17 protein-coding genes and 1 pseudogene are annotated in these 20252 nt (G+C 66.6%); 3 read left to right on the top strand and 15 right to left on the bottom strand.

What is annotated here, in order from left to right; all coding sequences use genetic code 11:
* Positions 1-16 precede the first annotated feature (16 nt).
* Positions 17-967, top strand: coding sequence for an MBL fold metallo-hydrolase (locus GO488_RS17845; RefSeq protein WP_162319203.1), 951 nt, complete (start codon positions 17-19; stop codon positions 965-967).
* Here the strand turns inward: GO488_RS17845 and GO488_RS17840 are convergent.
* From GO488_RS17840 to GO488_RS17775, 14 genes are all read right to left on the bottom strand, one after another.
* Positions 959-2515 carry an NADH-quinone oxidoreductase subunit N gene (locus GO488_RS17840; RefSeq protein WP_162319202.1) on the bottom strand — a complete coding sequence of 519 codons (1557 nt, stop codon included), beginning with the start codon at positions 2513-2515 and terminating at the stop codon, positions 959-961. The two genes, GO488_RS17845 and GO488_RS17840, sit on opposite strands and share 9 nt — an antisense overlap.
* A complete protein-coding gene (locus GO488_RS17835) occupies positions 2516-4045 on the bottom strand; it encodes a complex I subunit 4 family protein (protein WP_162319201.1) in 1530 nt (509 codons plus the stop codon).
* Positions 4046-6139: an NADH-quinone oxidoreductase subunit L gene (gene nuoL / locus GO488_RS17830; RefSeq protein WP_162319200.1), complete on the bottom strand. Its 2094-nt coding sequence runs from the start codon at positions 6137-6139 to the stop codon at positions 4046-4048.
* Between the two features lie 4 nt (positions 6140-6143).
* Entirely contained in the window at positions 6144-6446 is a 303-nt protein-coding gene (nuoK, locus tag GO488_RS17825) for an NADH-quinone oxidoreductase subunit NuoK (protein WP_162319199.1), read from the bottom strand.
* Positions 6443-6850, bottom strand: coding sequence for an NADH dehydrogenase subunit 6 (locus GO488_RS17820; protein ID WP_162319198.1), 408 nt, complete (start codon positions 6848-6850; stop codon positions 6443-6445). The genes nuoK and GO488_RS17820 overlap by 4 nt, the downstream gene beginning before the upstream one ends.
* The gene (locus GO488_RS17815; RefSeq protein ID WP_162319197.1) at positions 6847-7116 is read right to left on the bottom strand and encodes an NADH-quinone oxidoreductase subunit J; all 270 of its coding nucleotides are present in this window, start codon (positions 7114-7116) and stop codon (positions 6847-6849) included. Before GO488_RS17815 ends, GO488_RS17820 begins: the two co-directional genes overlap by 4 nt.
* A gap of 162 nt (positions 7117-7278) precedes the next feature.
* Positions 7279-7740: a NuoI/complex I 23 kDa subunit family protein gene (locus tag GO488_RS17810; protein ID WP_135304486.1), complete on the bottom strand. Its 462-nt coding sequence runs from the start codon at positions 7738-7740 to the stop codon at positions 7279-7281.
* A gap of 43 nt (positions 7741-7783) precedes the next feature.
* The gene (locus GO488_RS17805; RefSeq protein WP_162319196.1) at positions 7784-8830 is read right to left on the bottom strand and encodes a complex I subunit 1/NuoH family protein; all 1047 of its coding nucleotides are present in this window, start codon (positions 8828-8830) and stop codon (positions 7784-7786) included.
* Positions 8830-10512 (bottom strand): NADH-quinone oxidoreductase subunit D, encoded by a 1683-nt coding sequence (locus GO488_RS17800; protein ID WP_162319195.1) that lies wholly within the window; start codon positions 10510-10512, stop codon positions 8830-8832. The genes GO488_RS17805 and GO488_RS17800 overlap by 1 nt, the downstream gene beginning before the upstream one ends.
* Complete coding sequence (locus GO488_RS17795) at positions 10509-11201, bottom strand: NADH-quinone oxidoreductase subunit B (protein ID WP_162319194.1); 693 nt, start codon at positions 11199-11201, stop codon at positions 10509-10511. The genes GO488_RS17800 and GO488_RS17795 overlap by 4 nt, the downstream gene beginning before the upstream one ends.
* Complete coding sequence (locus GO488_RS17790) at positions 11194-11607, bottom strand: NADH-quinone oxidoreductase subunit A (protein WP_162319193.1); 414 nt, start codon at positions 11605-11607, stop codon at positions 11194-11196. The genes GO488_RS17795 and GO488_RS17790 overlap by 8 nt, the downstream gene beginning before the upstream one ends.
* Positions 11608-11981: 374 nt before the next feature.
* Positions 11982-12629, bottom strand: a complete 648-nt coding sequence (locus GO488_RS17785) for an AIR carboxylase family protein (protein WP_162319192.1) — start codon at positions 12627-12629, stop codon at positions 11982-11984.
* Positions 12630-12678: 49 nt separating this feature from the next.
* A complete protein-coding gene (locus GO488_RS17780) occupies positions 12679-13071 on the bottom strand; it encodes a hypothetical protein (protein ID WP_162319191.1) in 393 nt (130 codons plus the stop codon).
* Positions 13072-13077: 6 nt separating this feature from the next.
* On the bottom strand, positions 13078-14724 hold the full coding sequence (locus GO488_RS17775) for a uracil-xanthine permease family protein (protein ID WP_162319190.1): 1647 nt from the start codon (positions 14722-14724) through the stop codon (positions 13078-13080).
* A 522-nt stretch (positions 14725-15246) separates the two neighbouring features.
* Here GO488_RS17775 and GO488_RS17770 point away from each other — a divergent pair.
* Both GO488_RS17770 and GO488_RS17765 read left to right on the top strand, forming a co-directional pair.
* A pseudogene (locus tag GO488_RS17770) lies at positions 15247-16488 on the top strand (HEAT repeat domain-containing protein); the annotation flags it as partial.
* A gap of 47 nt (positions 16489-16535) precedes the next feature.
* Complete coding sequence (locus GO488_RS17765) at positions 16536-18188, top strand: phospholipase D-like domain-containing protein (protein ID WP_162319188.1); 1653 nt, start codon at positions 16536-16538, stop codon at positions 18186-18188.
* A gap of 33 nt (positions 18189-18221) precedes the next feature.
* On the opposite strand, the gene han is transcribed toward GO488_RS17765, so the two are convergent.
* Positions 18222-20135 carry a Hef-associated nuclease gene (gene han, locus GO488_RS17760; protein ID WP_162319187.1) on the bottom strand — a complete coding sequence of 638 codons (1914 nt, stop codon included), beginning with the start codon at positions 20133-20135 and terminating at the stop codon, positions 18222-18224.
* Positions 20136-20252: the final 117 nt, after the last annotated feature.

Here is a 20252-nt window from a genome sequence, read left to right as displayed (position 1 = left end):
GGCGATACGTCGCGGTATGTTCACACGGGTGTCGATCCCGACGCCGTTCCAGGTCGGTGCCGTCAACGCCTACGTCGCGGGCCGCACCGTCGTCGACCCGGGGCCGGACAGCGAAGAGGCGTGGTCACGACTGCTCGAAGCCCTGGAAGCCAGGGAACTCGCACCCGGGGACGTCACGCAGGTGCTCGTCACCCACCCCCATCCGGATCACTTCGGGCTGGCGGCGCGGTTCCGCAGCGAAGGCGCGCGCGTCGTCGCCACCCCGGAGGCCGCGGAGATTATGGACGATTTCGGCGCGCGACTGCGGTACGAACAGGCGTACTTCGCGGACTTCTTCGAGCGGTGTGGCATCTCCAGAGAGACCGCGGAGGCGGTCACGCAGCTCCCGGAGGCGTTTCTCGCCTACGCTCAGAGCGTCGCCACGGATAGAACGGTCGAGAGCGACGACACGGTGACGGTCGACGACGAACCGCTCACGGTCGACGAGGTCACCGGGCACGCCGTCGGCGAGTGCATCTTCTCGTACGATACCGACGGCCGGCGAGAGGCCATCGTCGGCGACAACGTCCTCGGCGACATCACGCCCAACCCCTTTCTCCAGCCACCGACCGACCGCGGCGGGCAGCGACCCCGGGTCCTCCCGGCGTTCAACGACTCGCTCCGCTGGCTCCGCGAACAGGGCCACGACCGATTCCTCACCGGCCACCGCGAACCGGTCGAATCGCCGGCCGAGCGCATCGACGTCATCTTAGAAGAGCACGACCAGCGAAGCGAGGAAGTGGCCGACATCGTGAGCGAGGGCGCGACGACGCCGGCGGACGTGATGACGGCGCTGTTCGGCGACCTCCCGGCGACGGAGTACTTCTCGGGAATGAGCGAGGCCGTCGGCCATCTGGACGTCCTAGAAGCGGACGGCCGCGTGAAAAAACGAGCGAGCGGCGGCGTCTTCGTCTACGAGCTACAGTAGCTCTGCCGCGCGCATCGCGAGGTCCGAGACGGTCCCGAAGCCGGGGATCAGGAGCACCGTCACGACGGCCGCGGCGACGATGGCGGTGTAGAGACCGGTCGGGTACGAGTCGATGGAGCGCTCACCCGTCGGCTCTTCGACCCACATCGCCTTGACGACCCGGGAGTAGTAGAACAGCGACAGCGCGCTGTTGATGACCAGCGAGGCAGCGAGCGTCCACGCGCCGACGTTCAGCGTCGCCGAGAAGAGGTAGAACTTCGAGAAGAACCCGCCGCCGATGGGCAGGCCGGCGAGGCTGAACAGGAAGATGGTCATCGCGGCGCAGGCCAGCGGGGCCTGCCGCCCGAGGCCGTTGTAGTCCTCGAAGCGGCGGCCGACGCCCCAGTACTCCGCGAGTGCGATGAACAGGAACGCGCCGGTGTTCATGAAGCCGTAGACCAGCAGGTGGGCCATCCCGGCGCTCATGCTGAAGGCCATCCCGTCGCCGGAGGCCGACAGCGCGGCCAGGCCGATGAGGACGTAGCCCGCGTGACCGACGCTGGAGTAGGCCATCATCCGCTTGACCTTCTCCTGGGTAGCCGCGGCGAAGTTCCCGACGAACATCGTCACGATCGCCAGGATCTGGAAGACGACGAACCAGCTGATGACGTCGCCGCTGGCGGTGAGCGCGCCGACGGGGAACGCGACGGCGAAGGCGCGAAACGCGAGGACGAACCCGGCGGCCTTCGACGCCGACGAGAGGAACGCCGCGACGGGTGCGGGCGACCCCTCGTAGGCCTCCGGTGCCCAGAAGTGGAACGGGACGGCGGCCATCTTGAACGCGATGCCGCCGAGAACCATCAGGATGCCGACGCCGAGTATCGACGCCGGCACCTGAGCCGACTGGGCCTGAATGGAGCCGTCGGCGACCGTCTGGACGGTACCGCTATCGATGGCCGCGGCGATGGCGTCGAACCGGAGGACGCCCGTCGCGGCGTACACCAGCGAGATGCCGTAGGCGAAGACGGCCGAGGACACCGCGCCGATGAGGAAGTACTTCAGACCCGCCTCGACGCTCCCGCGATTGTCCTTGAGGATCGCGACGAGCGCGTACGACGGCAGCGAGACGAGTTCGAACGCGACGAACGCCGTCGCCAGGCTGTTCGCGGCGCTGAGGATTGCCATCCCCGATGCCGAGAGTAACACGAGGGCGTAGAACTCGGCCTGATAGGCGTGTTCTCTGACGTAGTCCGTGCTCGCGAGCGTCACGAGCGCGGTGACGCTGGCGACGATGATCATGAAGAACAGCGCCATCTGGTCGACGACCAACTGGCCGTTGAACAGCGTGGCGACTCCCTGACCGCCCTCGGACTGCGGGATGCCGGTGCCGCCGAAGATGAACCAGACGGCGAAGGCCAGCGAGACCAGCGACCCGGCGACGGAGACGCCGCCAAGCAGACCCGTGTTGGTCGTGTCGGGGTCGACGCTGTCGATCAACAGCAGGGCGAGCGCCGTCACACCGAGCGCGAGTGCCGGGGCGAGGGCCGCCCACGTGGGCAGTTGAACCATCTATGCACCACCTCCGGTGAGCGGCGCGATCGCGTGTTGAATCATATCGTAGGAGAGGTCGGGGGCCACGCCGAGCGCGATGACTAACAGGAGGAGGACGGCCAGCGGCGCGACGTCGTGGAACGCCGCCGGACCGACCTCGTAGTCGGTCTCCAGGTGGAAGCCGCCGAAGAGCGTGCGCTGCATCGCCCACAGCAGGTAGCCGGCGACGATGACGATACCGAACATAGCGAGCGAGGTCAACAGCGGCGCGGCGCTACCGAGCGTCGCCGCGTCGAACGCGCCCTGGAAGATGAGGAACTCCCCGGCGAAGCCGGCCATCAGCGGCAGCCCCATGTAGCCGAAGGCCGCCGCGACGAAGATGCCGACGGTCCAGGGCATCCGGTCTGCGAGGCCGGACATGTCGCCGACCATCCGCGTGTGCGTCGTGTTGTAGATGACGCCGACGGTCATGAACATCAGCCCCGAGATGAGGCCGTGTGCGACCATCTGGAACGTCGCCCCGCCCATCCCGTGGGGCGTGAAGGCGACGAGGCCGAGGATGACGTATCCCATCGACGAGATGGAGGAGTACGCGACGATGCGCTTGAGGTCGCGCTGTGCCAGTGCCAGCATCGCACCGTAGATGACGCTGACGACGCCGACGATGGCGAGCGGGACCGCGAGCGCCCGCGCCGTCTCGGCGAGCATCGTGAAGTTGAACCGGAGCAGCGCGTAGGTCCCCATCTTCAGGAGGACGCCGGCCAGCATCACCGACACCGGCGTCGGGGCTTCGACGTGAGCGTCGGGTAGCCACGTGTGCAGCGGGAAGACGGGCACCTTCACCGCGAAGCCGACGAACATCAGGACGAAGGAGATCGTCGCGAGCCCGATGCCGGCGAACTCGGGCAGCCCGGAGGCGTTACGGAACGCCTCGGCCATCGCCGGGAGCGCGAGCGACGTGAGGTCGGTGTTGAACACCAGCGCGAACAGGCCCGCGAACATGACCAGCGAGGCCACGTTCGTGTAGACGAAGAACTTGATGGCGGCGTACTTCCGCCGGGGGCCGCCCCAGACGCCGATGAGGAAGTACATCGGGATGAGCACGCCCTCCCAGAAGACGAACCAGAGGAAGAAGTCCAGCGCCGCGAAGACGCCGATGAGACTCACTTCCATCAGGAGCATCAGGCCGTAGAACTGGGACTGACGCTCGGAGATGGGCGTCCACGCCGAGACGATCGCCAGCGAGGTGAGGACGGTCGTCAGCGTCAGCAGCGGCATGCTGACGCCGTCCAGTCCCACGTAGTAGGAGATGCTGTAGCCGGCGAGGTCGATCCACGGGACCTGCTGACCGAACGCGATGCCTTCCGGCGACAGCAGGGCGTTGCCCGCCCCGCCGTTCTGGGTCAGGAAGACGTAGTACATGTAGACGCTCGCCAGCGCGGGCACGGCGCTGACGGCCGCCGCGACTTTCCCGGCGTAGCGGTCCGGCGTCAGCATGACGCCGACGCTACCGAGGAGTGTCACCGCCAGCAGCGCGGCGATCCACATCTAGAACCACCCCCCGACGAAGCCGAAGACCGCCAACAGGAGCACGAGTCCGAGCGTCAGCAGTGTCGCGTAGTTGTTGACGACGCCCGACTGGATCCGTCGCATCCGGCTGCCGCCGAGCAGGCTGACGCTGGAGACGCCGTTGACGACGCCGTCGACGACGCCCTGGTCGAACTTGTCCATCGCGCGCGAGAGCGGGTAGGTGGCACCCGTCGCGAGCCACACCTGATACTCGTCTTGGTAGTAGTTGTGCATGAGTAGCGTCTTCAGACCGCCCAGTTTGTCCGTGTGCTCGGTCGGGCTGGAACCGCGGTACAGCGCCGTCGCGGCACCGGCACCGGCGAGCGCCAGGCCGAGCGAGACGGCGGCGGAAGCGAGCAGCGTCGTCGTCTCGCCGAGCGGGTATCCCGCGCCGACGCCAGCGACCTCTTCGAGTAGTAATTCGTAGTGGTGGAGTCCGGTGTTGAGCGCCGCCGGCCAGCCGCCCTCCTCGGGTCCGAGGAGCCACGCGTGCAGGAAGTCGATGTGCGCGCCGGTGAGCTCGGCGACGGGCTTCATGTTGATGAACCCGACCGTCGCCGCCAGCACGCCGAGCACCGCCAGCGGTCCCTTGACGTTCCAGCGAACGCCGTGGGGGTTGCGCGCGGTATCCGAACGAGCGTCGCCGTGGAAGGTGAGGAACACCATCCGGAAGGTGTAGAAGCCGGTGAAGAAGACGGCCAGTAGCCCCATCGCGTACGCGAGGAGATACGCCGTCCCGAGGCCGCCTTCGCTGCCGAACCCGTGGATGAGCGCCTCGTAGAGCACTTCGTCTTTCGACCAGAAGCCGGCGAACGGAACGATCCCCGCGAGCGCCAGCGACCCGGAGAGGAACGCGTAGTAGGTCACCGGCATCTCGTCTTTCAGGCCGCCCATGTCCCACATGTTCTCGTTGTGGTGCATGGCGATGATGACCGACCCGGCACCGAGGAACAGCAGCGCCTTGAACACGGCGTGGGTGGTCAGGTGGAAGACGGCGGCGACGTAGCCGCCGGAACCCAGCGCGAGCATCATGTAGCCGTACTGGGAGATGGTGGAGTACGCGAGCACCTGCTTGATCTCCTGTTTCACGAGCCCCATCGTCGCCGCGAACAGGGCCGTGAAACCGCCGACCAGCGCGATGACCGCGAGCGCCGTCGGCGAGAGCGCGTAGAAGCCGTACATCCGAGCGACGAGATAGACGCCGGCCGCGACCATCGTCGCGGCGTGGATGAGCGCGGAGACGGGCGTCGGACCCTCCATCGCGTCCGGGAGCCAGGTGTGAAGCGGGAACTGCGCGGACTTGCCGATGACGCCACCGAGGACGAGCAACCCGAGCACCGTGAACCACGCTTGCGGACCGAGGCCGACGGTGTCGAGCATGCCGATGGCCTCCGTCTCCCCGTCGACGATGGCGTGTTCGGCGAGCACCGGGAAGCTCTCGGCGACCACTTCGCCGCCCTGCGTGACGGGAGCGAACAGCCCGGTCCCGAAGGTCGCGAAGATGCCGACGACGCCGATGAGGAAGAAGTAGTCACCGAAGCGGGTGACGAGGAACGCCTTCTTCGCGGCGCTCGGCGGTCCGTCCTCGCGGAACCAGAAGCCGATGAGCAGGTACGAACACAGGCCCACGAGCTCGAAGAACATGAACGCCATCAGCAGGTTGTTGGCGACGACGAACCCGAGCATGCTCGCGGTGAAGAGGCCGAGACCGGAGTAGTAACGCGGGAGTCCGGTCTCGTCCTCGTCGTTCATGTACCCGAGCGAGAAGATATGGACGAGGAAGGAGATGAGACAGACGATGAGCAACATCAGCGCCGAGAGCGGATCGAGCAGGAGGCCGAAGCGGAACTGCAGCGACTCCACGCCGGCGACCCACGTGTAGATGAACTCGTTGTGGACGCTGCCGCCCGCGACGGTCAGCGCGACCCAGATAGACAGCAGTAACGAACCGCCCGTCGCGGCGATGCCCGCGAGCGCACCGCCTTTCGGCATGCGGTCGCCGGCAAACAGCGCGACGAGGAACGATACGAACGGGAGCAACACGATCGCCGGAGCGTATGTGAATGCAGCCATCTGTTTACCACCTCATCGTCGTCGCCTTCGTCACGTCCACGTCTGTGAAGTTGCGGTACAGCACGAGGATGATGCCGACCCCGACCGCCACTTCGGCGGCGGCCAGCGCCATCGTGAACAGGCTGAACACCTGTCCGGTGAGGTTGCCGTGCTGGAGCGAGAACGCGACGAAGTTGATGTTCGCCGCGTTCAGCATCAGCTCGACGGACATCAGGAAGACGAGTGCGTTCCGCCGCGTGAGGATACCGAAGAGGCCGATACAGAACACGGCCGCAGAGAGCAGCAGGTACCACTGCGCGGGAATCACGCGTCGTCACCCCCCGTCTCGACCTCCTCGCCGCCGTCGGCGGCAACGGCGGTGTCGTCGTCGTCGTCACCGACGCCCAGACCGACGATATCGCCGGCTTCTTCGCGGCGGGCCAGCATGATCGAGCCGACCAGCGCGGCGACGAGGACGACGTCGATGACCTCGAAGGCGACGAGGAACCCTTCGCTCGGCACGGCCGATTCGCCCTCGCCCATCAGCGCGCCGGGCGCGATGTCGAACATCGCCGCGCCGAGACTCTTCGTGATGGCGGCACCCTCACCGAACCCGGCCGGCGTCGGGAAGGAGACGCCGACGAAGACCGCTCCGAGGACGACGAACAGCGCGACCGCGGCGAGTCCCGCGACGTAGTTCCCTTCGGTGTTGAGTTCCGGTCGGTTCGTCATCGTGCCACCTCGATGACGGATTCGTCCTCGCGGGTCAGCATCACCGCGAAGGTTATGAGGACGAGGACGCCCCCGACGTACACCAGAATTTGCATCGTTGCGACGAACGCCGCCTGGTTCAGGACGTAGAACACGGCGACGCTGACCAGTGACACACCCAGTAACAGCGCCGAGTGCCAGACGTCCCGAACTAACACGACGCCTGCCGCACTGCTCACCGTCACCAGAGCGAACAGCGCGAACGCGATTGACTCGTACAGTCCCATCTTATCTTGAGACTCTTTGCGGCGTCCCTTTGAAGATTCCTCTTTCGTCTCGGAATCGGGAGGGGTCGGACCGCCCTATACGGTGGTCCGTGAGCAAGGAAATGACAGTTTGATTATGAAAATGCCGCGAGAGCCGGAAAAGCGAGCCGCGAGACGGGCCGACTACTGATAGTCGATTTCGCCTTCGCCCTCGCCGATCCACGCGCCTCGGTCGGGTTCGCGGGACTCGAGGGGGTCGATGTCCTTGTACCAGGGGACGTTCTTCAGTTGCTCCTTGTCGTAGGCGAACTCGTCCTTCGTGTCCGCCGTGAACTCGAAGTTCTGGGTCAGCAGGATGGCGTCGGTCGGACAGACCTCCTCACAGAGGCGACAGTAGATACACTGGCCGATGTGGAGGTTGTACTCCTCGCCGTTTCGCTGGTCGTCCATCACGATCTGGATGGTGTTGTTCGGACAGACGTTCTCGCACTGCCGACACCAGATACACCGCTCCTGGCTCCACTTGTGGACGCCGCGGAAGCGGGGACTCACCTCGGGGGCGACTTCCGGGTACTCCACCGTGAACGTCTCCCCGTCGAGGGCGTGTTTCATCGTCGTTGCCATGGATTTCAGGATGCCGATCATAGTTAGTTACCTCCGGTTGTGGTCGTCGGTGCGCGAATCGCCATCAGGCGATCACCCCGACGATGACCGCAGTCAGTAGCAGGTTCGCGAGCGAGAGCACCAACATCCCCTTCCAGCCGATCTCGATGAGTTGGTCGATCCGCACGCGCGGGATCGCCGAACGCGCCCACTGCGTGAACAGGAAGACGCCCCAGATCTTGACCATGAACCAGATGAAGCCGAGGCTCGCCGGTCCCGGCCCGGCCGGGCCGCCGAGGAAGATGGTGGCGATGATCGCGCCGCCGAGGAAGATGTGGATGAACTCCCCGAGGTAGATCAGGACAAAGTACACCGAGGAGTACTCCGTCTGGTACCCGGCGACGATCTCGGTCGGGGCCTCCGGGATGTCGAAGGGGTTCCGGCCGACCTCCGCGAGGTTCGCGATCATGAACAGCACGAACGCGAAGGGGTTGACGAACGCGTACCACGAGGGCAGCGGCCCGATGAGCGGCTGGGTCTGTGCTGCGACGATCTCGCTCATCTGGAGCGAGCCGGCGAAGATGACCACCGAGGCACCGGTCAGGATGAGCGGGATCTCGTAGGCGATGTTCTGTGCGACCGCGCGCAGTCCGCCGAGGAAGGAGTACTTGTTGTTCGAGGCGTAGCCGGCCATGATAAGCCCGATAGAGGCCATAGAGGCCGTCGCGAACACGTATGCCAGACCGACCTCGGGGTCCGCGAGGTGGAGACCGCTGCCCATCGGGATGACCGCGAACCCGAGCAGCGCCGTGCTGGCGATGATGAGTGGCGCGAGGTCCCACGCGGGTCGGTCGACGCCCTCGGGAACGATGAGTTCCTTCGAGAGCAGGCGGACCGCGTCGGCCGGGATGGTGCCCAGGCCGAACGGGCCGATGCGGTTGACGGCGATGCGGTCGGTGAACGCGGCGGTGATCTTCCGCTTCGCCCACGGGCCGGCCAGCGCCGTGTTCGTCATCATCAGCGACCCGATGAGGGCCGCTCCGATGAGGCTCATCACGATCATGACCAGCGTGTTGTTCGGGTCGAGGCCGAGCAGTTCCGCCAGCGTCTCCGGAAGCGGGGCCGATTGCATCAGCGGTCGACCTCCCCGAGCACGATGTCGAGGCTACCGAGCGAGGCGATCATGTCCGGGATGTACTCGCCTTGGGACATCTCCGGTAGCGTCTGGAGGTTCGAGAAGCACGGGCTACGGATCTTGAAGCGAGCGGGTTTGTCCGTGCCGTCCGAGCGGATGTAGATGCCGAGTTCGCCCTTCGCCCCCTCGACGGCGCGGTAGATCTCCCGGTCCGGGTCCGGACGCAGCGTCCGGGGGACGTTGGCCTGTATCTCGCGTTCGTCTTCGGGCCACTGTTCGAGGAGGTCCACGCACTGTTCGATGATGCGAGCCGACTCCTCGACTTCGCGCATGCGGACGAGGACGCGACTGAAGTTGTCGCCGCCCTCCTCGGTGACGACGTTCCAGTCGAGCTCGTCGTAGTAGCCGTAGGGGTCGTCGCGGCGCAGGTCGTAGTCGACGCCCGACGCGCGTGCAACGGGGCCCGTCGCGCCGTACTGCTTGACTTGGTCGGGAGAGAGAACGCCGGTGTCGACACACCGCATCTGGAAGACCTCGTTACCCGTGATGAGGTCGTGGTACTCCTCCAGCTTGTGCGGCATGTCGTCGAGGAAGTCCCGAGTCTTCTCGAAGAACTCCTCGCGCGGCTCCGGCAGGTCCCAGGCGACCCCGCCGAGGCGCATGTAGTTGAACATCAGGCGCTGGCCGGTGAGGTCTTCGAGGATGTTCTGGATGACTTCGCGGTCGCGGAACGCGTACTGGAAGGTGGCGGTGAAGTCGCCGAAGACGTCCAGCGCGAACGTCCCGAGCGCGAGCATGTGCGCCGCGATACGGCACAGCTCGGCGGACATCGTCCGGATAACCTGCGCGTACTCGGGCACCTCGATGTCGGCGAGGTCCTCGGCTGCGCGCGCGTACGCCCACTCGTTGAGGATACCGGCGGAGACGTAGTCCCACCGGTCGGGATACGGCATGATCTGGTGCCGGTAGGTCCCGTTCTGACACATCTGCTCCTCGCAGCGGTGGAGGTAGCCGATGTCGGACTCGATGTCGGCGATCTGCTCGCCGTCGAGCACCGTCTTCACGTGCAGGACGCCGTGGGTTGCCGGGTGGTGCGGACCGATGTTGACGAACATCGTGTCCGGGTCGTCCGCGCTGCGGTGGTCGTCCTGCAGCGGGTTGGCGTTCTCGCGCAGCGTGACGATCTGCGGTTGGTCCTGATTGTAGTCCTGGCTCAGCGGGTGACCCTGCCACGTCTCGGGCAGGAGGATGCGCCGCAGGTCCGGGTGGTCGTCGTAGTCGATGCCGACCAGGTCGTAGGCCTCGCGCTCGTGCCAGTCGGCCGTCGAGTAGACGCGGGCGGCCGACTCGTTGTGGGGGTCGTCCTTCGGCGAGGGGACGACGATCGACAGCTCCTGCGTGGGGTCGTCGTACTTCCGGAGGTGATAGATCGACTCGTAACGGTCGTCGTACTCCTGTGCCGTGACGCAGGCACAGTGATCGAAGCCGGCTTCGGTCTTCAGCGTCGAGAGGACCTCCTGCACCTCGTCGGGCCGGATGACGAACCCCTCGGCGTTGACGTGGGTCTCGCGGTCGAGCACGTGGCCGCCGAGTAGGTCGGCCAGCGCGTCGTAGTCGAGACCGTCGTCGGTGACGCCGACTTCGCTCGTCGTGCCGGGTGTGGGTTTCTCCAGGCTCATGGCGAATCGTCCCAGTTGTACCGCATCACGAGGTCGTCCTCGTCGATGTCGTCGGCGAGTTTCTGGACGAGCTCGTCCTGCTCTAAGTCACCGAACTGTTCGAGTTCGTACGGTTTGACCGTCACGGGCGAGGATTCGCCGTTCGCGATGCGCTCTTGGAGCTTGGCGATGCCGTAGATGAGCGCCTCGGGGCGGGGCGGGCACCCGGGGACGTGGATGTCGACCGGGATGACCTCCTCGGCGCCCTTGATGACGTTGTACCCCTCCTGGAACGGGCCGCCGGAGATGGTACAGGAGCCCATCGAAACGACGAACTTCGGCTCGGGCATCTGGTCGTAGACGCGCTTCATCCGGGGGGCGAACTTCGAGACGATGGTCCCCGGGACGACGATGACGTCGGCCTGTCGCGGCGACGCGCGCGGGACCCCCGCGTGGAAGCGGTCGAGGTCGTGTTTGATAGCGTAGGTGCTGATCATCTCGATGCTGCAACAGGCGATCCCGAACTGCAGCATGAACATCGAGGAACCCCGGACCCAGTTCATGAACTTGTCGAACTTGGTCAGGATGAACGGCGTCGACCCGAACGCCTCTCGCAGCGTCGAGTTGAATCGGTCGTCTGCGCCCTCACCCATTCGGGCTTCCTGCGTCGATACGTCCTCAACCGCCGGTGGTGTTTTGTCACTACTCATATGTGTCTGCCCCCTTGGTGGCGCGCGGGCTGCGCACCCACCGAACTGCGCCGTTTCGCCACGCCCAACCGAGACCGACGACGAGCACGCCGATGAACGCGACCATCGGCAGCAGAATCTTCGACATACCGACCGCACCGACCGCGTCGCGGTAGATGACCGTCCACGGGAAGATGAGGACAGTCTCGATGTCGAAGACGACGAACAGCAGCGCGACCATGTAGTACTGGATATTGAACTTGATCTCTTGGCTGCTGCCGGTCGGCACCTCGCCGGACTCGTAGGTAGCCGTTTTGCCTTGTTCGGGAACGCGCGGACGGATGAGACTCGACACCGTCATCATACTGACGGGAATGGCGAGCCCCACGACCGCGAGTGCCCCGATGGCGATCCATGGATTACTCATTCCGGAATCTCCTATCGTGCGACGGTTAGTGGTACTTCCATATAAGGGTTGATAACCGTCACGGCCCCGAAATTCGGGGGTTTCGGGCGTCCTATGCTCGGTCTAACGTGTGCGACGTTTTCCCTCCCGAACTGCGCGTTCTCAGACGGTGTACGTCCGGGAAAAACGGGGGCAGTCGAGCCGACACGGACCGCTCACTTCGCTCGCACTCCTCGCTACTGCTCCACGGCCCACTCCGTTCGCCGTTCCGCTTCAAGGGCCACGTTCGTTCCCCGCTTCACCGAGGTTTCTCCCTCCGGTCGAAACCTCGCTGCTCACGAGTCGCTACGCTCCTCGTTCGCTATTCGAGAGCCGTCGCTTCGCTCAGGCTCTCGCTACTCCCAATACTCCTCTTTGAATCCCGGCGTCCCGAGTTCGTGCAAATCCCGAGACGCGTCGCCGACTTCCTCCTGTAGCCCCTCGTGGTACTCCACGAGTCGGTCGCGCAGCTCGCCGTGTTGACGCGAGAGGATCTGCGCCGCCGTGAGCGCGGCGTTGAACGACTTGCCGGCGTCGACGGCGGTGATGGGCGCGCCCTGTGGCATCCCGATGACCGAGTCGACGGACTTCTCCTGGACGGGGACGCCGACGACCGGGAGCGGGTAGGCGATGCTCGCGGTCATGTTCGGGAGGTCCGCCGACTTGCCGCCAGCACCGGCGACGATGACGTCGAGACCGCGGGCTTCGGCCGTCTCGGCGTAGGCGTACATCAGGTCCGGCGTCCGATGGGCGGAGACGACGAACGTCTCGAAGGTGAAGCGGGCGTCCGGGGCGTCGGTGAAATCGGTCTGTTCCTCGAAGCCCAGCTCGTCGGCGAGCGCTGCGTACGCACCGGGACGCTTGCCTTTGCCGCCGGCCATCGTCGGGAGGTCGGAATCGGACCCCATCACGATGCTCACGTCGGGCGTCAGGTCGTTCGGCCGGTCCATCTGCGCTTCCTCGTGTAGCTGGTCGATGAGCGACTGGACGTTCTCTGCGGTCATACGCGACGGTCCGGCCGGCGGCGCTGTAAGTGTGGGCGGTTTCACTTCGTCAGCTATCGCCCAGTACCGATTCGAGCGCGTCGTAACACGCCTGCGGGTCGGCGGGAAAGAGCTTGAGCGGCTGCGTCTCGCCCGAGACGCCGATCCTGAGCGCGCCGCGCTTTCGGTAGGTGAGCGCGGTACTGAGAAGGCCGGCGACGACGAAAAACGCCGCGAACGCGAGGTTCCGCCCGACCGACGCGAGACCGAAGCCGACGAGACCGAGACTCATCGCCACGAGGAACCAGTCCACGTCCTGCAGCGTCACGTCGACGACGCCCGAGAGCGGAACGGCGACGGACTCCTCGTCCGGTCGGTCGGCCAGAATCCAGTCGTCGGTGACGGTGATCCGGCCGCCGCCTCGCAGGGCACCGTCGTACACCGGCTCGCTCTCGTCTCCCATCGCGGGTCAGTCGTCGCTGGAGACGGGCGGTCGGTCGCCGCCGCGACCCCGCAGTCGATCGAGCGCCGAGACGAACTCCTCGTCGTCCTCCGTGAGCTCGGCCCACGCACTGAGTCCGCGCTCCTCGCGGGTGCCGGGAATAGTGTTGTCGAGGACGAACGCGACGAGGCCGCCGACGACCATCCCGGTGCCGCCGACGACGAACAGCGTCGTCGCCACGACGTCGGTCCCCAGTACCGCCCCGAGCACCGGGACGCCGGCGAGGCCCTGCTGAAGCGCCGTCGCCCCGGAGGCCTCCAGTCCCTGTCCGACCTGGCTCATGTACTCGGGGACGGCGAGACCGGCGAAGAGGGCGAACCCGACGATGAAGACGTTGCGGTTGGCGTCTAAGTCGACGTACTTCAACTGCGAGAGGCCGACGGCGGCGATCTGGCCGAACATAACCATGTAGAGCCCGCCGATGATCGGCGCGGGAATGGTCGCGAACAGCTCTCCCATCGGACCGAAGTAGCCGACGAGAATCATCACCGCCGCGCCGATCTGGACGACGTATCGGGAGGCGACGCCGGTAATGGCGATCGCGCCGACGTTCTCCGTATAGGACGTACACCCGTTGCCGGTGCCCATGATTCCGGCGAAGACGTTGCCGACGCCCTCCATGCCGATGCCGTGGTCGATGCGCTTCGCGCTCGGCGCGCCCCGCCCGGCGATGCGGGCGACCGAGTGGTAGTCGCCGAAGCTCTCGACGACGGAGGCGAGCATCCCGGCGAACATCCCGACGATGAAGCCGGGCGTGAACTGCGGGAGGCCCCACTGGAAGGGATAGATCGGCTGGAGCAGCGGCGCGCTCGTGACGCTCCCGAGCGCGACGTAACTCACCGACCCCTCGGCGAAGACGCCCGTCACCGAGAGCACGGCGGCGACGCCCCACGCGAAGGCGATGCCGAGCAGCACCGGGAACAGCTTGAACGCCCGGTGGCGCTTATCGAGGTACTGCGAGAAGACGACGATGGCGAACATCGTGAGACCGAGCAGCCACCAGTTCTGGCCGGTCCCGGGCGCGGCGAAGTTCGGATTCGCGATCTGCGGGACGTTGAACAGCGCGAGGCCGATGAGCGCGATGACCGGTGCGATAACGACCGGTCCCATGTACCGCTTGAGCTTCCCCATCACGCCGGTGTAACCGATGAGCACTTCGACGACGCCGGCGACGATGACCGCGCCCTGTAACTCGACGAGCATCGTCTGCCAGTCGGCCCCCTGCTGCGCCAGGACGCCGACGATGGCCAGCCCCGGCGCGAGCATCGAGAACGTCCCGCCCTGCACGATGGGGTAGCGATTGCCGATGGTCGTCTGGGCCAGCGTCGCGATGCCGGAGACGACGAAGAACGTCCCGATGAGGCGACCGACCTGTCCCGGTGCCGCCTCGAACATCCCCATCGCGCCCGCGAGACCGAGCGGGATCGCGACGGACGCGCCGATCATCGTCAGGTAGTGCTGGACGCCCAGCAGCATCGACTCGCCCCTCGGCGGCCTGTCTTCGATGCCGTACTCGACGAACCCGGCGGCCGACGGCTCGTCGCCGACGCCCGGTCCCTCCGGCGCGACGTCCTGCTCCACCTCCTCGAAGTCGTCCCTGTCGTCAGAGCTCATTGGCTAACTACACAGGACGTAGCCACGGTGCCACAAATCTCTTGCCAGTTGGGCCCGCGCGGGCTATCCGCCCGCTCGTGTCCCCGTTTGGAAAGGAAAACGCTCTTAGCCCGCACCGACACACGTCCGTACATGAGCAACGGGGACGACGAGACGGCGGCCTCGAACGGGGAGTCCACCGACGAGGAACCCGCGGACGAGCCAGTCGACACCGAGGAGGAGACCGAAGCCACCGACGGAGAGACCGACGACGCGGCCCCGGATTCGGCGGACGAAGCGGACGTCACTTCGCCGGACACAGCTGAAGACGAGAGTGACGAGCAGGCGGACGCTGACGGGGAGACCGGAGACGAGGAGGGCGAAGCCGAAGACGCGGCGGACGAGGGAGACGCCGACGAAGAGACTGAAGGCGAGGCGGAAGACGAGCAAACGGACGAAGAGACCGACGAGCAGTCCGAAGGCGAGACCGAAGAGGCGGACACGGATGATGGGTCCGAGGACGAGGACGAGGGCGAAGGCGAAGACGCAGACGAAGCGGAAGCCGAAGAGAGCGGATCTACCGCCGACGACCTCAACGCGCGTCTCGACCAGGCCGAGAGCGACCTCGAAAGCGCCGAGACGGAGGCCGACCTCGACGCGATCGACCGCGACCTCGACGAGACCGAGAGCGACCTCGAAGCCGCGGACCTGCCCGAACCCGACGAGGACGAGGAGGCCGAAGACCCGCGTGCGGATCTCGAAGACCGCATCTCGGAGATTCGCGGCGACGTCGAGGCCGAGCGCGGCCCCTACGCCGAGGACGTCGTCGACCTCGTCGAGAACGCACAGACAACCGTCGAGGAGAGCGAGTGGACCGACGCGGGCGAGGGGGAGGCCCACGCGGCCGTCGTCACGTTCCTCGACGACAGCGAGGAGTATATCGATCACGACGCCGACGCCGGCGACGACTTAGACGCCGCGGCCGACGCCCTCGGCACCGTCGCCGACGCCGTCGAGAGCGCGGACTTAGACGCCGACGAGGACTCGGAGACCATCGAGGGGCTGCTCGAAGCGGCCGAGACCCTCGAAGAGAACCTCGAAGCCGCCGAGGTGTGGAGCGACCTCACGGTCCAGGAGCAACTCGACTACAAGGGGTTCTACGACGTGCTGAACAACGAGAACCGCAAGGACTTCCCGGCGGAGTGGAACGCCGCGAAGATCCACGCCGCCGAGGGGAACGTCGAGCTGGTGGTCTTCGCACTGGAGAAGGTCGGCTCGGAGTTCATGGAGGAGTACATCATCGACATCTTCCAGAACCTCGGGCGAGACGCCGAACCCGCCTTCGACGTGATGCATCAGCGCGCGCAGAAGCGCGAGAAGGGACCCATCAAGGTACTGGGGAAGATCGGCGACGACCGCGCGACCGAGACGCTGCACGACTTCATCGACGGTGACGGCGACGCGGCGCTCCAGAAGGTGACGCTCCGCTCGCTCGGCGCGATCGGCAGTCCCGAGTCCGTCCAGCCGGTCGCCGACCAACTCGACGCCGACAACTCGGAGATCCGCTCCTCCGCGGCCCGCTCGCTCGGGCTCCTCGGTGACACTCGCGCGATCGACCCGCTCTCGGATGTCCTCGAGAGCGACGAGCACGACGAGGTCCGCGCCTCGGCCGCGTGGGCGCTCCGGCAGATCGGCACCGACGAGGCCTTCGACGAAGCGGCGAAGTACGCCGACGACCGGGCCTACCTCGTGCAGGCCGAGGCCGAGAAGGCCACCGGCTACTGAGCCGCCGAGACGAGTCTTTTTGTACCAACGGGCGACCACCCCGTCCCATGCGGTCGCCCACCGCCGCCCTCGCACTCGTCGTCCTCCTCGTCAGCGCCGGCCCAGTCGCCGTTGCCGACTCGGCGCTCGATACCTCCACGGCCGATTCGGAATCGCGGCCCTCATCGACCGGTCGGACCGCCGCCGCGCCGACGATTCACGCCGTCTATCCGGACCCGATAGCCCCCGGCGACCGCGGCGAGTTCGTCGTCCTCTCCGTTCCCGAGTCGACGACACTCGGCCGGTTCTCGCTCACTGACGGCCACACCACGGCGCGACTTCCGAACCGGACTGCGAGCGGGAACGTCGTGCTTACCGACGCTCCGGCCCGCGTCCGAAACCTGACCGAACACCCCGTCTACGGGCTGGAATCCGCTCCCTCGCTCGCCAATGGGGGCGACACCGTCGAACTCCGACGGAACGGGACCGTCGTCTCCGCGGTCCGCTACCGCGACGCCGCAGAGGGCGAACTGGGCGTCGTGAACGGCTCGGCGATCGACTGGCGACCACTCGGTGCGACGGCTCGACCAATCATCAGCGGTCGCGCGGGCGAGGTGCGCGCGTTCGCGCTCCCGGACGCGCCGACCGCCCCGCTCGCGCCCATCCGCGCCGCCGAGGACAGAGTCCTCCTCGCCGGCTACACGCTCTCGTCCGCGCGCGTCGCCGACGCCCTCATCGCCGCACAGCGCCGGGGAGCGACGGTTCGCGTTCTCTTAGAAGGGGGGCCTATCGGCGGCCCGACCCGTACCGAGGCTCGAACGCTCGACCGCCTCAGCGACGCCGGCGTCGACGTCAGGGTCATCGACGGTCCGTACGCTCGCTACAACTACCACCACGCGAAGTACGCCGTCGCGGACGAGCGAGCGGTCGTCCTCACCGAGAACTGGAAGCCCGCCGGCGTCGGCGGCAACAGCAGTCGCGGATGGGGCGTCGCGACGAGTCAGCCCCGGGTCGTCGACGGGTTAGCGGCGACGTTCGAAGCCGACGCCGGCTGGCGCGACGCCGTCCGATGGCGCGAGTACCGACGTGGCCGAACGTTCGAACGCGGCGAGCGCGCCGACGCGACGTATCCAGCGCGGTTCGAACCGGAGACGGTGACCGTCGAGCGAACCGACCTGCTCGTCACGCCGGACAACGCGCAGCGAGCGCTGGTCGCGGAACTCGACGCCGCGGACGATTCGATCTCGGTGATCCAGCCGACGGTCGGCGACTGGGACGAACCGCTACTGCGCGCACTCCGTCGAGCCGCCGGTCGGGGCGTCGAAGTGCGACTGCTGCTGAGCAGCGCGTGGTACTCCCGGGAGTCGAACCAGCGAACCGTCGACCGGTTCGAGGCGTGGGCCGAGCGCACCGGCGCGCCGCTGTCGGCCCGCCTCGCCGAGCCGCGCGGCCGGTTCACGAAGATACACGCGAAGGGCGCGGTCGTCGACGGCGACCGGGTCGTCGTAGGCAGTCTCAACTGGAACGAACAGGCCGCGACGACGAACCGCGAGGTCGTATTGGTGCTCCACGGCTCGGAGGTCGCGAGCTACTTCGGTAGAGTGTTCGACGCCGACTGGTCGGGCGGGAAGCCCGCGGTACCGCTCGCACTCGCCGGTGCCGCCCTCGGAATAGTCGCCGTTGCCGGACTCGCCGCTCGGCGGATTCGGTTCGCGTCGTGACGCAGAAACTGAGGCGGGCGGTGCCGGCTGAACTTAGACTTCCTCGGGGAGCGCCGTCGAACTGCCGAGCTCCTCGTCGATCTCGGCCTCGGCCATCTTCTCGACGAGGGCGTCGATGACTTCCTCGCGCATACCCGAGACGAACTTGATGGAGCCGACGACGAGGTGGCCGCCGCCGGAGACGCCGCCGCCGTTCACTTCCTCGGTCAGTTCGGTGACCATCCGCGGGATGTCGAGTCGGACGCCGTCGCTCCGGAGGACGGCGAAGTCGGGGCCGTAGCCGATGGTGATGACCGGGTCGCCGGTCTCCGCGACCTTCTCGTCGTGGATCTTCCCGGTCGTCTTCCCCGGCGCGGGGTAGGTGAATCGGTGGGCGTGGTTCTCCACGTCGATGCGGTAGAGATGCGCGCCGTTGTCGAGGCGCTCGTGTTCGACGTGGCTCATCGCGGCGTCGAGCTGGTCCTGCACGTCGCGTTCGGCGCGCTCGGCGAGGAAGTCGACCAGTTCCGCGTGACGGTCGCGATCGTCGCAGCTGACGTTGAGCGCGTCGGTGATGAGGCGTTCGCCGGAACTGTAGCGGAGCCAGTGGGTCGCGTAATCGAGCGCCTCGCCGATGTCGCGCAGGTCGTCCTCGTCGTAGCCCTTCTCGGCGGCGAGGTCGAGGTAGTCGCCCATCGCTTCGCTCTCCGAGCGGTCGGAGAGGCCGGCGACCGCCGGGACGTGCTTGAGGTCCTCGGTGAGGTCGGGGTCGATCATCCGGGCGAGTTCGACACAGAGCATCCCGGTGGTGATTCGGTAGTCCTCGTCGTGGAGGTAGGGGTTGACGTGCTGTTCGATGAGGGGTTCGACGGCCTCCGGGTCGGGGTGGTGGTGGTCGACGACGACGACGGGGATGTCGTAGTGGCGGAGGTTGCGATAGGCCGGGGTGTCCTCCTCCGTCGACCCGTTGTCGAGCATCAGGACCATCGGGAGTTTCTGCCCGTGGCGAGTTCGGTCCTCCAGCGCGAAGTTGAGGTCCCGAGTCACGTCCTCCATCTCGTAGTAGGGGGCCTTACTCGGCAGGCGCTTGAGGAGGTGCTGGGGCGCGTCGCTGTCCTCGTAGTGGTCGGCGATGAACCGTTCGAGGGCGACTTGCAGCGGGACGCTGGCACAGAGGCCGTCGCCGTCGGCGTGGTGGCGCATGCGGATCGGGCGACCCGAGAGGACGGTCTCTCGCAGCTCCGTGGCGACCTCGCGGAGGTCGTCCCACAGTTTCTCGAAGGCGTCCCACTCGACGAGCGGCTCGATGTCGGCCGGCTCGGCGGCGTCCGCGAGCGCGTCGTCGAGATTGGCTTGCACATCGGCAGCCTCGTTGCCGTCGAGAACCGTCAGGGAGTCCGCCTCGACCTGGACGCCGCCGTCGCGGTCCTCGGCGGTCCCCGAGACGCGGACGACATCGTCCATCTCGACGTCGGGGTAGGCGCGGACGCCGGCCTCTTCGAAGGCCGCACACGGGACGATTCCGGTGCCGTCTCGGACCTGAAACACGGTCGGACCGCCGGTCTGTTTGATCTGGACGACCTGCCCCTCGACGACGACGGTGTCGCCCGTCGCGTCGCCGAGGTCGGTGACGGCGGCCGCCGTCCCGTGGGGGACGTGTTCGGTCGAGTAGTCGGAGAGCTGGACCTCCTCGAAGCTCAGGTCGCCGTCGGGGCGGATCTCGCCCAGCTCGACGACGAACTCGTCGCCCACGTCGTAGCGACCCAGCAGATTCGAGTCGTGGACCAGCCCCGAGACCTCCTCGGAGAGGTCGACGAAGACGCCGTAGTCGACCACGCCGTTGACCGTTGCATGGTAGCGTTTCCCCTGTTCGACGTCGTCTGCGGTACACTCCGCAGCAAGATCGTAGACGGTGGCTCCCCCGTCGGGAGCCTCGGCACCGTCGTCGGTGCCAGTTGGCGAAGACATTTAGCGTCCCTTCGTCACTCCCCGGTTTGTACCCTTCGAAATCGCTGGCTAGGAAAATAGGGTCTTCGGAAGCGCGGGGTCTCTTTAGCTATTCGCGGAAAACCGCTGCTCTGTTCG

The sequence above is a fragment of the Haloarcula limicola genome (assembly GCF_010119205.1).
Classification (GTDB): domain Archaea; phylum Halobacteriota; class Halobacteria; order Halobacteriales; family Haloarculaceae; genus Haloarcula; species Haloarcula limicola.
The sequence above is the reverse complement of the archived record's forward strand: the minus strand, read 5'-3'. Positions and strand labels throughout refer to the sequence as shown.

What these genes read in the sequence shown, in the direction of transcription:
- GO488_RS17775 (WP_162319190.1), bottom strand. Translation starts at nt 14,724, where the DNA reads ATGAGCTCTGACGACAGGGACGACTTCGAGGAGGTGGAGCAGGACGTC.
- GO488_RS17790 (WP_162319193.1), bottom strand. Translation starts at nt 11,607, where the DNA reads ATGAGTAATCCATGGATCGCCATCGGGGCACTCGCGGTCGTGGGGCTC.
- GO488_RS17815 (WP_162319197.1), bottom strand. Translation starts at nt 7,116, where the DNA reads ATGGGACTGTACGAGTCAATCGCGTTCGCGCTGTTCGCTCTGGTGACG.
- GO488_RS17765 (WP_162319188.1), top strand. Translation starts at nt 16,536, where the DNA reads ATGCGGTCGCCCACCGCCGCCCTCGCACTCGTCGTCCTCCTCGTCAGC.
- GO488_RS17805 (WP_162319196.1), bottom strand. Translation starts at nt 8,830, where the DNA reads ATGCAATCGGCCCCGCTTCCGGAGACGCTGGCGGAACTGCTCGGCCTC.
- GO488_RS17785 (WP_162319192.1), bottom strand. Translation starts at nt 12,629, where the DNA reads ATGACCGCAGAGAACGTCCAGTCGCTCATCGACCAGCTACACGAGGAA.
- nuoL (WP_162319200.1), bottom strand. Translation starts at nt 6,139, where the DNA reads ATGGCTGCATTCACATACGCTCCGGCGATCGTGTTGCTCCCGTTCGTA.
- han (WP_162319187.1), bottom strand. Translation starts at nt 20,135, where the DNA reads ATGTCTTCGCCAACTGGCACCGACGACGGTGCCGAGGCTCCCGACGGG.
- GO488_RS17845 (WP_162319203.1), top strand. Translation starts at nt 17, where the DNA reads ATGTTCACACGGGTGTCGATCCCGACGCCGTTCCAGGTCGGTGCCGTC.
- GO488_RS17795 (WP_162319194.1), bottom strand. Translation starts at nt 11,201, where the DNA reads ATGAGTAGTGACAAAACACCACCGGCGGTTGAGGACGTATCGACGCAG.
- GO488_RS17840 (WP_162319202.1), bottom strand. Translation starts at nt 2,515, where the DNA reads ATGGTTCAACTGCCCACGTGGGCGGCCCTCGCCCCGGCACTCGCGCTC.
- GO488_RS17800 (WP_162319195.1), bottom strand. Translation starts at nt 10,512, where the DNA reads ATGAGCCTGGAGAAACCCACACCCGGCACGACGAGCGAAGTCGGCGTC.
- GO488_RS17810 (WP_135304486.1), bottom strand. Translation starts at nt 7,740, where the DNA reads ATGATCGGCATCCTGAAATCCATGGCAACGACGATGAAACACGCCCTC.
- GO488_RS17780 (WP_162319191.1), bottom strand. Translation starts at nt 13,071, where the DNA reads ATGGGAGACGAGAGCGAGCCGGTGTACGACGGTGCCCTGCGAGGCGGC.
- GO488_RS17820 (WP_162319198.1), bottom strand. Translation starts at nt 6,850, where the DNA reads ATGACGAACCGACCGGAACTCAACACCGAAGGGAACTACGTCGCGGGA.
- GO488_RS17835 (WP_162319201.1), bottom strand. Translation starts at nt 4,045, where the DNA reads ATGTGGATCGCCGCGCTGCTGGCGGTGACACTCCTCGGTAGCGTCGGC.